Genomic DNA, 13,170 nt, shown 5'->3' with positions numbered 1-13,170 from the left:
CCCCCTGATGGTCTCAGAATTAGGCAAACATTCCGTCACAGAGCTCAACAGTTCCCACCCCTGTTAGACAGGACTTATAATTGAGAACAACCTGAGCCCTCCCCCAACAGACCGGAGCCCCGCGTGCCTAAACCAAAACTCGGCGATGTCGCTGCGCTCGCAGGCGTCTCCCCCACCACAGTCTCCCGCGTGCTCAACAACCGGGGCTACCTCTCCGAAACAACCCGCGTCAAAGTCTTCGACGCCATGCAGCAGCTCGGCTACCGGCCCAACGCCATCGCCCGCTCCCTGCAGGGGCAAAAAAGCCAGCTCATCGGCCTAGTCTTCCCCTCCGTCGCCAACCCCTTCTACGGGGAAATGGCCTACCGCATCGAATCCCACCTGGCCGATATCGGCTACAAGACGATTCTCTGCAACAGCAACGACCACCCCGAATCAGAGCAGCGCTACCTCGATATGCTCATAGCCAACCAGGTCGACGGCGTCATCACCGGCGCCCACTCCCAGGTTGTTGCCAACTTTCCCCATCTGGGTGCGCCCCTGATTACCATCGACCGCCAGCACACCGGCCGCGGCCCCAACATCAGCTGCGACAACTTCGACGGGGCCTACCGGGCCACCCACCTGCTTCTTGACGGCGGGGCCACGAATATTCTGCACATCACCTCAACCATCTCCCTCGACAACGCCCGCCAGCGCGGCTACCAGCTAGCGGTCACCGAAGCCGGTTACACCCCGCATATTCTCGAACTGGGCTTCACCACCCCGCAGGCCACCAAACGCGAGCGCATCTTCACCTACCTCGACGAGCACCCGCAGGTTGATGCTGTCTTCGCCTCAAACGATGTCTATGCCGCCATGGTGCTGGGCTATGCCCGCGCTAGCGGCCGGCAGGTGCCCCAGGACCTACAGGTCATCGGCTTTGACGGCACCGAAACCAGCCGGGCCCTCCTGCCCGAGCTAACCACCGTGGTGCAGCCCATCGACGCAATGGCCCAGCGGGCCGTCGCCCAGCTCATGCACGCCATGAACGGCGAAGAAAAAGAGCTCACCGGCAGCGATGTGCTACCGGTGAGCCTTCATGAGGGGTCAAGCACCCGCTCCCTGCTCTGGGTAGAGAGCGCGGTGGCATAAGCTAACGTCCCCTGCCCGACCTCTCCGCGATTTCTATTCTTTGACACAGAGCTCACTCGTGAACGCCCCTGAACCAGAGGAAAAAGAATATTACTTATTCCGGTGGTGGTCATGAAGCGATACCTGGGTCACCGGCGCCGGGTGCAGCATACCCAGGGCGGGCTTGCCGCCCTTAAACCGGAAAAGCTCAACAAACCCGTGACGGGCATAGAGAGAAGCTGACCGGTAGGTAGAAGCCTCCAGGTAGGCGGGCACCTCGCCCAGACGCTCGCGGCGGTAATCCAGCAGGTGGGAGCCGATGCCGTGCCCGCGGGCGTCCTCGTGCACACCGATGGTGTAGAGGTACCAGTGGTCGAATTTTGGGCGGGCCGCCAGCAGGCGCAGCTCGGTGACGGTGGCACGAGCCAGCCCCTTCCCCAGTACCCGGTAGTAGTCGGGCAGGGCCTTAATGTCGGCCAGCAGGTTACCCTTCTGGGCCTCGGGCGAGAGCCACAGGGCAGCGCCCAGCACCTTGCCGTCGGCGGTGACGGCGATATCGATAGTGCCCTTCGGGGCGTAGGTGGTGCGCAGCTGGAACTCAAAAAGCCCGCGGACGGTTTCGGTGTGGCCGTCCCCGCCCATAGCCTTGTTCATGACCGGGTCGTGCTCAAAGGCATTGGTCAGCGCCTCAATCACGCCGGGGTAGTCAGCTTCGGTCGCTTCACGCACGGTAAAGTCGTAGGTTTGCTCGGGCATGGAATCCTCCTGGGTACGGTGTTACCTTTCAAGATTACCCGGTCAAGAAAGCTCTAGAGAGAGTTTTCCTTGCACCTTCTACGGAGGGGGTGACCCTGCATCGCAGCTCGTTGGCTCGGGGCTGGCGTGAATTGCGACGAGCCCCCGGGCGAGGAGCAAGAGGGTCACGAGCCAAGATGTAGGGGCACCCCCGTACTGGTATAGCGCAAAGCAACCCGCCCCGCGCGCGTCCTTACTATCAGGACGGGCACGGGGTGGGTTTTCTTTCTTGGGAAGGTTTTAGACGGTTGCGGTCTTAGCGGCTACGCTGACCAGCTCGTCGCGGCCTGCGGCCACGGTTGAGCCTGTTGCAACGGCAAGAGCGGTTGAGTCAACGGTCTTCTTGGCGTTGGTGATGACCAGCGGGGTGGTCAGGGGGTAGCCTGCGGCCTTGATGGCGGCCATGTCGAACTCCACGAGCACGTCACCGCGCTTGACTTCCTGGCCCTTTTCGACCTTGGGAGTGAAGTGCTTGCCGTCCAGCTCGACGGTGTCGAAGCCGATGTGCATGAGGACTTCTACGCCCTTGTCGGTGCGCATGCCGATGGCGTGGCCGGTGGGGAAGGCTACGGTGACCTTGCCGTCGGCGGGTGCGTAGAGCTTGCCTTCGGTGGGTTCTACGGCTGCGCCGGGGCCCAGGGCGCCGGAGGCGAAGGTGGGGTCTGATACCGCTGAGAGTTCCACGGCGGTGCCGTTGAGGTGGGCGGTCAGTTCGTAGCCTTCGGTGGCTGCTGCGGGGGCGGACGCGGCGGGGGCAGCTACAGACGCAGCGGTAGCGGCGGGGGCGGCGGCTTCAACTTCTTCTTCGGCAACCTGGCCGGCGAAGGCGCGCTTACCGTAGATGAAGGAGGCACCGGTGGAGAGAGTAGCTGAGGTGAGAGCGGCAATGATGAAGCCGGTCCAGCCCATGCCCTGCTGGTTGTCGATAGAGGGAATGCCCAGGAAGCCAGCAGCACCCAGGCCCGATGCCTTGACACCGAAAATAGCGATCATTGCAGATGCGATAGCTGAGGCACCCATTGCGATGTAGAAGGGCCAGCGCAGGCGCAGGTTCACACCGAAGATAGCGGGTTCGGTAATACCGAGGAAGGCGGAAGGAGCGGTAGCACCTGCCAGACCCTTCATCTTCTTGTCCTTGGTGGTCAGGTAAACACCGAGAGCTGCACCGCCCTGGGCAATGTTCGCCATCGATGCAGTAGCGAAGATGAAAGAGCCACCGGCAGCAATGAGCTGAAGTTCGATGGGCGGGAAGGACTGGTGCAGGCCGGTAATGACGATCGGTGAGTAGACCAGACCGAAGAGGAAGCCACCCACGGGGCCAGCGGTGTCATATACCCAGTTGATACCTTCACCGAGTAGGGTACCGAGCTTGAACATGGGCGGGCCGACCAGCATGAAGGTGGCAAAGCCGGTGATCAAGAGGGTCAGGGTGGGGGTGAACATGAAATCAATGACACCCTTGAGAATCTTGTGGAAGAACTTCTCAATGTTGGCCAGGATGAAAGAAACCAGGATAACGGGAAGGACGGTACCCTGATAGCCAGCCTGCTGCACCTGGATGCCGAAGACGTCCCAGTAGGCCATGGTACCGTCCTGCAGGGCGGCAGCTACGTTGTAGCCGTTGACCAGGGAGGGGAAGACCATGGCAGCGCCCATGGTCATACCCAGGTAGGGGTTACCGCCGAATACCTTGGTGGCGGTGAAGCCGACGAGCACGGGCAGGAAGGCGAAGGCCGCTGCTGAGAGCAGGTTGACGATTTCAGCGAAGCCGGTCCAGGCGGGGTAGAGCTCAATGAGTGACTTTTCAGGGTCGAAGATACCGGTTGCGGTCAGCACGTTGTTGAGTGCCATGAGCAGACCGGAACCGACCAGCACGGGGATGATTGGCAGGAAGATTTCTGAGACGACCTTGATGAAGCGGGTGAAGAGGTTGCCCTGGTCCGCTGCGACGTTCTTGAGTTCGTCCTTGGAGACCTGCTTCATGCCGGCGGCGGCCATGTGCTTGTAGACCTCGTCAACGTCGCCGGGGCCCACGATGATCTGGAACTGGCCGGAGTTGTTGAAGGTACCCTTGAGGTCCTCGTCGTTGTCTAGGGCGGCCTGGTTGATGACGTTCATGTCTTTGAGCACCAGTCGCAGGCGGGTGGCGCAGTGGGCGCCTGCTGCGATGTTGTCCGTGCCGCCGACGGCGGTGAGGACTCGCTCAGCCACGGATTTGTGGTCCATGTCTTCTCCTTGGTGTATGGGCCAGGCTCCCCCTACATCTGTGGTTCAGCCTCGGCGCGAGTGTGTATGTTGTGTGTAAAAACAAACATGCCAATCGTTTGACATACTAGCACCAAAAAAGGGGCCAAAACAGCCCCTTGCAGAAGGTCGGTGGCCACCTGTGTTAGGTGGCCACCGACCCTATCTCAAGCTTTGTTTTAGCCCTTGCGAGCTACGGTGATGAAGTCAGCACCGGCTGCTACGTCGCTTCCTGCGTTGGCAACTGTCAGGTCGGCAACGGAGCTCTTGGCGTTGGTGATAACAAGCGGGGTGGTCACGGGGTAGCCTGCAGCCTTGACCTGCTCCAGGTCGAGCTCCACCAGCACCTGGCCGCGAGTGACGGTATCGCCCTTCTTGACCTTGGGTTCGAAGAACTTGCCGTCCAGTTCCACGGTATCGAAGCCTACGTGGATCAGGATTTCCAAGCCGTCTGCGGTACGGATGCCGAAGGCGTGCCCGGTGGGGAAAGCGACAGTTACTTCGCCGTCTGCGGGAGCCACAACCACACCTGCGGTCGGCTCAATGGCGGCGCCGGGGCCCAGGGCGCCTGAGGCGAACATCTGGTCGCTCACGCCGGCAAGCTCAACAACGGTACCGTTCATGTGGGCGGTCAGAGCGGACGCGCCAGCGGCGGACGGTGCTGCCGCGGGAGTAGTTGCGGGAGCGGGAGTCTGCGCTGCGGTGTCGTCGCTGCCGCCGAAGAGCTTTTTGAAGAAGCCTGCCATGATTGTCACCTCATAGTGGTTGGGAGTGGTGGGGCCGCTGTGTGCGGCGTCTCTACCAGCCTACCACCGTCGACAACCTGTGAGACAGGTCTTACTGTTTCCTGCCGGTGCCAGGTCACGGAAAATTTTTCGCCCCACGCGCTAAGGCACCGGCGCCATTTACCCTAGTCTTCTACAAGCCGGGCAGCTTCGAGGCTCCGCACGGCCGCCTCGTCTGCTACCAGGCGGACGGTGCGCTTAGCTCCGGTGAAGTAGGTTCGGGATGAGAATACGGCGGCTCCCCCATCGAGGAAGAGTTCGGTTCCGGAGGCATCGACCAGCAGGTCGAAGGTGCGGGTAGCGCCCTGCTCTAGGGTGCGGTGGCGTTCTGCCCCGCCCACAGTGTAGCGGCTGCCGGTGCGATCCAGGTGGGCACCGTCCTCGCTCAGGGTCAGAGCTAGAGCCTGGCCTGCGGCGTCCTCAACGATAATCTGCACGGGGCTAGTCACCTCAACCTCACCGCGCAGGCGCCAGACGCGGGCGTCCGCCAGTTCCGCAATCTCCCCCTCAGCCCCAGGTGCTACCGGGGCAGGTGCCAGGGCGTTATCGAGTTGTTCCACGGGGTTCTGGTACACACGACCCGCGCGCAGGGTCAGGCGGCGGGGGTAGGTCTGCATGTGCACCCAGTGGTTCTCCCAGGAGGGCTGGTCATCCTGGTCGGCGTTACCGAACCAGCCCTGGAGTACAGCGTGGGAGCCGTCTTCGCCCACCCCGTGGAAGCACTGGGGGGCGTAGAACTCTGTGCCGGCGTCTAGTTCGGTGAAGGGGGTGGTGACCTCAAAATGGGTACCGGTGAGGGTGCCGACCACGTAGCCGGTCTGGAAGATATTGTTGTACTTTTCCCCGTCCGCTTCCATGCCCTGGGGGCTGAAAATCAGCACGTCCTTGAGCTCGCCGCTTTCTTCATCGCGCAGCTGAATCAGGCCGGGGCACTCGTACATATAGCCTAGCTTGGCCAGGGCCGGGTCTGAGAAAGTGATCTCGCCGTCGAAGGTCCAGGTGCGGCGGTCGGGTGAGGAGTAGAGCACCACGGCCCCGGTTTCGTCCTCGCGCTGGGCGCCGATGACGGCGTAGAAGCTGCCCTCGCGTTCAATTACATGGGGGTCGCGGTAGTGGGCGGTGTAGCCCTCTTCGGGGCCGTTGATAAAGACCTCTTGCTTGGTGAAGGTCTTGCCCTGATCGGGTGAGGTAAAGAGTACCTGGTAGGCCTCCCGGTTACCGTCGGCGTCCTTGACGTTGCCGGTATAGAAGAACTCAAAGGTGCCGTCCTCGCCCACGAAACCCGAGCCCGAGTAGCAGCCGTTCTTATCAAACCAGTCGGTGGGGGCGATGGCGGTGCCGCGGTCCTGCCAGTGGGTGAGGTCGTCGCTGGTGGCATAGCGCCAGAAGACGGCGCGGGTGGGGTGCACCGGGGAGTACTGGTAGAAGGCGTGGTAGGTGCCTTCATGATAGATCAGCCCGTTGGGGTCATTGAGGCGACCCACGGGCGGTGCTAGGTGCAGGGCCGGGTAGTCGGGGTCGGTGCGCACCCGCTCGTGGTAGGTGGCATAGGCTTGCTCTGCGGCTGCGAGCAGTTCGGCGGCGTCCGGACGTCCGGGCTTAGTCACGCGGGGCTCCTTGAGTGGGTGCGGTAACGGGTTCTGTCAATCGTTGATCATATCCAGCTTACCCCCTGTCCTCTCCCCAGGTCTTAGGTCAGCAGCGTGCAGGGCAGACCGGCAAATATTCCAGTTTGTGATAGGGGCTAGCCCACGCGCCTAGCTGCAAAGGTCTACGACGGCACTCACTGCCAGGTGGTCAGAATTGCCCACCTGCTGGTAGGTCACTTCTTCACCACCAGCAGGTGGCCCCTGCATCACCATGATGTGGTCGATCGGGGCCCGCATTCCTAGCACTCCGCCGACTGGCCAGGTGCCCTCAATCCGGTGGGTGGCCAGGGCAGCATCCGCACCCAGGTGTGAGCCTACCCCCGCGTAACTGGCCAGGCCGCCGTGGAGCAGGGTCGCGTTGAAGTCGCCAGCGATTAGGTCAGGGCGGTTCTCATCGCGGGCCAGGCGGTCGATGGTGGCTAGGTCATCGCGCCACTGCTGCATGTAGGAGGGCACGGGCGGGGCCGTGTGCACCGCAAGCAGTGAGGGGTGACCACTATCGTCATTTTCAGGAGCCAGAATGAGGGCGCCGAAGGTCATGGGCACTTCCTGCGCGGTGTAGGTGCCCAGCCGGTCGCTCACCAGGGTCAGTGTCGGGGCGATGTGGGCCTTTCCGCTGGTGGAGGCGAACAGCTGGTAGCCCGAAACGCCGCCAGCAAGGGCGGGTGTATCGGGTGAGACTTCAGGGAGCACCAGGAAATCCGGCTCATCGGCCAGCAACCGAGCCAGGGACTGGTCGGTCAGGGTATCGAGGGCGTTGTAGGTAGTGACCCGGTAGGTCTGCATATTAACGCACCCAATAGCAGGTACCCCGCGTGCCTGATATCGCACAGCCCCGTAGGGGTCAATCACCGCCAGCAGGCTAGAAGCGGCACAGGCTAGTGCCGTCAGCCCGGCGAGGCAGCGGGTGATTGTGCTGGTTCTAGAGCGCAGGGCTACCAGCAGGGCCACTATCAGGACGCCCGCCCCGGCAACCGCAAGCAGGGCGGGGAAGGCAACGGCCTGGGCAATGACCAAGCGGGTGGTCAGCCAGGCGGTCACCGGGTGCCCCGGCCAGAGGAGGATAGCTAGCCAGGTCAGAAAACCTGCCAACAGCAGGCACCAGAGCACACGAATCAGAGTCTTACCCATGACCCCAGCCTAGCTAAAACCAGCAGGCAGGGGAAGAGATAGGCGGCGGCGTCCGTCCTTAAACAAAAAGCCGCAAGGGCGGCAACCCGTGATGGGTGCCGCCCCTGCGCCAAAGATAAGAAAAGTAAGAAACTTACTTGAGGGTGACGGTTGCGCCAGCGCCTTCGAGAGCTTCCTTAGCCTTCTCTGCGTCTTCCTTGGAAACGCCTTCGAGAACGGGCTTGGGAGCGCCGTCAACGAGGTCCTTAGCTTCCTTCAGACCCAGTGAGGTGAGGGCGCGAACTTCCTTAATAACGCCGATCTTCTTGTCGCCAGCTGATTCGAGGATAACGTCGAATTCTGACTGCTCTTCAGCAGCACCAGCGTCGCCACCGGCAGCACCAGCAACAGCAACGGGAGCAGCTGCGGTTACGTCGAATTCTTCTTCGAATGCCTTAACGAATTCGGAAACCTCAACGAGTGACAGTTCCTTGAATGCTTCAATGAGTTCTTCGATTGAAAGCTTAGCCATGAGATTGGCTCCTTCTTTGATTCAGTTGCAAGCCTCAGTATTTCAGCCTGCGAGCTTGAAAATTGTGGGGTGGCCCGGGCAAGTGGGCCGAAGTCTGTGCGGTGGGCAGCTTCGAGGCGATTACTCGGCCTCGGGTGCTGCGCCTTCCTGCTCTTCGAGCTTGATACGCAGAGCGTCAACGGTGCGAGCAACCTTTGCGATTGCGCCCTTTGCGCCGCCTGCGACCTTTGCAAGAAGTACCTCGCGTGATTCGAGGCTTGCAAACTTGTTGATGCCAGCTTCGTCGAGAGCTTCGCCCTCGAAGTAACCGCTCTTAACGATCAGCTGGGGGTTAGCCTTGGCAAAGTCACGCAGACCCTTCGCAGCATCAATGAAGTCGCCCTTGATGAATGCGATTGCGCTGGGGCCGTGGAGCTGACCATCGAATGCGTCGATGCCAACTTCCTTAGCCGCGATAGCGGTCAGAGTGTTCTTTACCACGGCGTACTCGGTCTCAGCACCCAGTGCACGACGAAGTTCCTTCATCTGTGCAACGGTGAGACCACGGTACTCGGTGAGAATTACGCCGTTTGAGGATTCAAGGAGTTCCTTGATCTCAGAGACGGCAGCAATCTTATCCTGTGTTGCCATGGTGTTCCTTCCAGTTCTTATCCCGCCAGGCCAACAAAAAATGCCCCGACGCGCAGGCATCGAGGCATAATACAAACTCAGCAAAAACTGGTTTGTATTCTGTTATCGGCACCTACGCAGGTGGGCTGGTTAGCCCTTATCGTGCCTGTAAAAGGCACAGACCGGCGGTCTTTGGTTACTTCATCTAACCACGGTTTGCGGGGCTCTGGCAAGTTAGAACCGGGTTTAAGGGTGCTTAATCACTTAAATACGTGCAGAGTACCTGGTCGGAGCTTCAGGCAGAGCCCCTCTTCCGTACCTACCGGAGTTTCTGGCAGCACAGCGGTCAGCGAGCTACCGGCGGGAATGGTCACGGCACCATCCGGGTGTGGCAGCTCTACCGCCTGGGTAGTTTCAAGGCTAAAACGGCTCCCTGCCGTATGGGCGAGCACGCCCAGCACCCGTACGGACAGGGTACCCGGGGTGTCGGCGTCCGTCCGCTCAAAACCGTGGGCAGAGATACCGGCCGGTATTGCCCGCCCATCCCGTTCTACCTCTAGCTCGTTGTAGAGCGGGTGCAGCAGGCGGGCAACCTGCGCGGACGCCGGTGCGGCCAGCACCTGCCCCGGGGCGGCAACCTGGGCCAGGCGTCCGCCCTCTAGCACCGCAAGCTGCTGGCCCATCGCGAGGGCTTCGTCGGGGGTGTGGGTGACGTAGATGCCCGTGAACCCTAGCTGGCGGTGCAGGGTCAGCAGGTCAGCGCGGATAGCTTCGCTCAGGTGCTCATCAACGCTAGAGAGCGGCTCGTCAAAGAGAGCCAGCGTGGGTTTACGCACCAGGGCCCGAGCAATACCGGCCCGCTGGGCCTGGCCGCCCGATAGTTGCGTCGGCCTCTTGCGCAGGTGCTCCCCCAGCCCCAGGGTGTCGACGAGGGAAAGGTAGTGGTCACGGTCTAGCTGCTCCTGGGCGCGCAGGCGCTGGGCGAAGAGGATGTTCTCTTCCAGGCTCAGGTGGGGGTAGAGCACGGGTTTTTGAAAGACAAACCCCACCGGCACAGCCCCTGCCTGCCGGGTCTTGGCCGAGCCTTTGATGCGGGCGCCTCCCCCAACGCCTACCGGCCGGTGGCCGAAAAGCACACGGCCGGCGTCAGCCTGTTCCAGCCCGGCAATAATGCGCAGCAGGGTGGATTTGCCCGACCCCGACTCCCCCACCAGGGAGAGCAGGCTGCCGCCGGGCACGGTCAGGTCAATACCGCTAAGCACGGCGGACGCACCAAACCGCTTGGTCAGGCCGGTGATGGTAAGGTCGGGGCTGGTCATGACCTCTATTATGCCCGACGGTTGCACGGTACGCCCTGACCGCAGCCTTCCCACCACAGCGCACCCCTGATTCAATCGAGCGTGCGTTGTATCGCCGAGTGTGCATCTATCTGCGGCACGCTCGGCGATAAGGCGCACGCTCGTTAGGGAAGCACTTAGCCTCGTGCCCTCTCAATACGATCATCGGGGTAGATAATCTCCCCCTGCTCTACCAAATCTCGAATTGAACCGGGCAGGTTCTCACCGCTCAGCCCGGGAAGTAGCCCTGCATCAGCTTCACGACCCCACGCCGTGGGTGCCAGGTCTCGGCCCCATTTGAGGACGCCACCCCCTCTATGAATCTTCGCGGTATAGCCGATACTAGGGGCAAGCTCCCCCGGGTGGGCTGGCCTGTCGCTGACTGTATCGGGGTGAAAAACCTGCACCAGGCGGTTGAGAGGTGGCAGGGGTTCCTCGTCGTCGGTATGCTGCGCGAGCTGCTCTGTGTACCAGGTGCAATCTTCGCTGTGCTCTACTGCGAACCAGTGGGGCAGATAGCGCTCGAAGTTATGTTCGTTGATGGTCAGCTCCTCACTCAGAAGCTGCGGGAGGTCCCAGGTGATAACCTGCCCTTCTTCGATGGTCTCAGGGGCTTTGGCCGGTGCCTGGGCCAGGTACTCAATCAGGGTTTTCACATGCGGGTGTAGCCAGTGGCCGGGGTCTTGTTCATCCCAGCGGATTTCTCCGGTGCGGGTCAGAAGCCCTTGCGAGATGAGTTTTCCAGCGCGGTCTTCGAAACGGGAGTGCGCTTCAAACTGATACATTAGCTCGCCGTCCCCGCGTTCTTCTGCAGGCCCCAGAGCGGAGATATTGATGCGCATTTCGCTCTCGAGGGGGCCACCAGCATAGTTATAGATGGTGTAGTCGGTGGGAAAGTCCCCCTCGTACAGGGTTTCTAGGCGGTAGAGAAAGACGGTTTGGCTCACCGGTTCTTGCAGGGCAAGCAGCCCGGGATAGAGCGACTTTTCATCGCGGTAGGCGGGCAGGTCGGACGGACGCGGGTAAGGGAAGTAGGCGACGCGGTACACGAGAGTTGGGCCTCCAGACATCATTGAAAGGGATGTGCTCTTGACCACAAGAATAGCTGGCTGTGCCTGCGAAAGCTAGACCCGGACGTCCGCGCACCCCGCTCTTGCTTCGACATCGCTCTGCCTGCCCGCCACAACAAAAAGGCAGGCTCCCCGCAACACATGCGGAGAGCCTGCCTTGTTTAACCGTTAGGGTCTAAGAAACTTAGGCTACGGTTGAGGGGTCAACGGGAACGCCAGGACCGAAGGTGGTGGCGATGGTTGCCTTTGAGATGTAACGACCCTTAGCTGATGAGGGCTTGAGGCGGTTAACCTCTTCGAGAGCTGCTTCGAAGTTCTCGGTCAGCTGCTCAGCGGTGAAGGAAGCCTTACCGATGATGAAGTGCAGGTTTGAGTTGCGGTCAACGCGGAAGTCAATCTTACCGCCCTTGATGTCTGCAACTGCCTTAGCAACGTCCATGGTGACGGTGCCGGTCTTGGGGTTGGGCATGAGGTTACGGGGACCCAGAACCTTACCCAGACGGCCAACCTTGCCCATCATGTCGGGGGTTGCAACTGCTGCGTCGAAGTCGGTCCAGCCGCCAGCGATCTTTGCGATCAGGTCGTCTGAGCCAACGAAGTCAGCGCCAGCTGCTTCTGCTGCTTCAGCCTTTTCACCGGCTGCGATAACTACAACGCGGGCGGTCTTACCGGTGCCGTTGGGCAGGTTGACGGTACCGCGTACCATCTGGTCTGCCTTGCGGGGGTCAACGCCGAGTCGCAGTGCGACCTCAACGGTTGAGTTGGGCTTGTCTGCCGCGATGTCCTTTGCTACTGCAATAGCCTCGGCGGGTGCGTAGAGCTTGTCCGCTTCGATCTTGGCTACAGCTGCCTGGTACGCCTTGCTGCGCTTTGCCATCTGCTTTTCTCCTTTGCAGGTGTGGTCTTTGGTGAGCCGCGCTCGGCTCTGCCACATGCCTCCCGGGTGGGAGACTCTAACAATTGTCTTTGGGTGAAGTGTGAACCTCGGTTCCCCGCGATGGGCGGGGTGGAAGGGTTTTAGCCTTCGACGGTGATGCCCATGGAGCGGGCGGTGCCGGCGATGATCTTCGCTGCGGCGTCGATGTCGTTAGCGTTGAGGTCTTCCATCTTGGTCTGGGCGATTTCCTTGACCTGGTCCAGGGTCAGTGAGCCGACCTTCTGGGTGTGGGGTACGCCGGAGCCCTTAGCAACGCCAGCTGCCTTCTTGATGAGCTGTGCTGCGGGAGGGGTCTTGGTGATGAAGGTGAAGGAGCGGTCCTCGTAGACGGTGATTTCTACGGGGATGATGTTGCCGCGCTGGGATTCGGTGGCTGCGTTGTAGGCCTTGCAGAATTCCATGATGTTGACGCCGTGTGCACCGAGTGCGGGGCCAACGGGGGGCGCGGGGTTAGCGGCGCCTGCCTGGATCTGCAGCTTGATGAGGCCTGCGACCTTCTTCTTGGGAGCCATTTGTGTTTGGTCCTTTTCTTAGCTGGTGGACCGGCGCACAGGAGTATGCACCGGGCGGTGGTGCTGCCATGGCGGCGGCGGCACCGTGTAGGGGCGCACCGGCGTGGGTGCGCACATACAGTCTTCTATCTTAGTACGGTCTGGGCTTTAAAGCTATTGCGGGGCGGACGCCCGCCCCTGGGTGCTTGCTCACAGGCGAGCGGGGGCGGGGTTAGGTCGATTGTGTAAACGCCCTCACGATAGACTCCCCCGCATTTATTCTGGTTTACCCGCAACTAGTTGCGGGTAAACCAGAATAAATGCGGAAAACTCTAGTAGCCCTCTCCCACTTTTGAACAAAAACAAAAGGGCCGCCCCACATCAAGCGGGGCGACCCTTGACCAGACAAGCTGGTTTTACATCTTGGTGACCTGTGAGAAGTTCAGGGTCACGGGGGTCTCGCGTTCGAAGACGGAAATCAGCACAACCATTGATGAG

Annotated in this window: 12 protein-coding genes; 1 reads left to right on the top strand and 11 read right to left on the bottom strand. The window is 61.1% G+C overall.

From position 1 onward, the window contains the following. The first annotated feature begins 123 nt into the window (after positions 1 to 123). Positions 124 to 1,134, top strand: coding sequence for a LacI family DNA-binding transcriptional regulator (locus ACEE43_RS00060; RefSeq protein ID WP_449107434.1), 1,011 nt, complete (start codon positions 124 to 126; stop codon positions 1,132 to 1,134). Positions 1,135 to 1,224: 90 nt separating this feature from the next. Here the strand turns inward: ACEE43_RS00060 and ACEE43_RS00055 are convergent, their stop codons facing one another. The 11 genes from ACEE43_RS00055 to rplK form a co-directional block, all read right to left on the bottom strand. Then, positions 1,225 to 1,869, bottom strand: a complete 645-nt coding sequence (locus tag ACEE43_RS00055; protein WP_449107433.1) for an N-acetyltransferase family protein — start codon at positions 1,867 to 1,869, stop codon at positions 1,225 to 1,227. Positions 1,870 to 2,148: 279 nt separating this feature from the next. After that, positions 2,149 to 4,134, bottom strand: coding sequence for a sucrose-specific PTS transporter subunit IIBC (locus tag ACEE43_RS00050; RefSeq protein ID WP_449107432.1), 1,986 nt, complete (start codon positions 4,132 to 4,134; stop codon positions 2,149 to 2,151). Between the two features lie 197 nt (positions 4,135 to 4,331). Further along, positions 4,332 to 4,898, bottom strand: coding sequence for a PTS sugar transporter subunit IIA (locus ACEE43_RS00045; RefSeq protein WP_449107431.1), 567 nt, complete (start codon positions 4,896 to 4,898; stop codon positions 4,332 to 4,334). A gap of 164 nt (positions 4,899 to 5,062) precedes the next feature. Further along, positions 5,063 to 6,544, bottom strand: coding sequence for a glycoside hydrolase family 32 protein (locus ACEE43_RS00040; RefSeq protein WP_449107430.1), 1,482 nt, complete (start codon positions 6,542 to 6,544; stop codon positions 5,063 to 5,065). 150 nt (positions 6,545 to 6,694) lie between these two features. Beyond that, positions 6,695 to 7,717 (bottom strand): endonuclease/exonuclease/phosphatase family protein, encoded by a 1,023-nt coding sequence (locus ACEE43_RS00035; protein ID WP_449107429.1) that lies wholly within the window; start codon positions 7,715 to 7,717, stop codon positions 6,695 to 6,697. Positions 7,718 to 7,850: 133 nt separating this feature from the next. Further along, positions 7,851 to 8,228, bottom strand: a complete 378-nt coding sequence (gene rplL, locus ACEE43_RS00030; RefSeq protein WP_185174250.1) for a 50S ribosomal protein L7/L12 — start codon at positions 8,226 to 8,228, stop codon at positions 7,851 to 7,853. Positions 8,229 to 8,348: 120 nt separating this feature from the next. Beyond that, positions 8,349 to 8,858: a 50S ribosomal protein L10 gene (gene rplJ, locus ACEE43_RS00025; RefSeq protein WP_237185947.1), complete on the bottom strand. Its 510-nt coding sequence runs from the start codon at positions 8,856 to 8,858 to the stop codon at positions 8,349 to 8,351. Positions 8,859 to 9,097: 239 nt separating this feature from the next. After that, positions 9,098 to 10,156 (bottom strand): ABC transporter ATP-binding protein, encoded by a 1,059-nt coding sequence (locus ACEE43_RS00020; protein WP_449107428.1) that lies wholly within the window; start codon positions 10,154 to 10,156, stop codon positions 9,098 to 9,100. Between the two features lie 155 nt (positions 10,157 to 10,311). Then, entirely contained in the window at positions 10,312 to 11,223 is a 912-nt protein-coding gene (locus ACEE43_RS00015; RefSeq protein WP_449107427.1) for a hypothetical protein, read from the bottom strand. A 205-nt stretch (positions 11,224 to 11,428) separates the two neighbouring features. Beyond that, positions 11,429 to 12,121 (bottom strand): 50S ribosomal protein L1, encoded by a 693-nt coding sequence (gene rplA / locus ACEE43_RS00010; protein WP_185174246.1) that lies wholly within the window; start codon positions 12,119 to 12,121, stop codon positions 11,429 to 11,431. 140 nt (positions 12,122 to 12,261) lie between these two features. Beyond that, entirely contained in the window at positions 12,262 to 12,693 is a 432-nt protein-coding gene (gene rplK, locus ACEE43_RS00005) for a 50S ribosomal protein L11 (RefSeq protein ID WP_135012423.1), read from the bottom strand. Between the last annotated feature and the right edge of the window lie 477 nt (positions 12,694 to 13,170).

The sequence above is a fragment of the Rothia sp. 11254D007BW genome (assembly GCF_053548195.1).
Note: the sequence above shows the minus strand (reverse complement) of the source record. Positions and strands in the feature narration are given on the sequence as shown.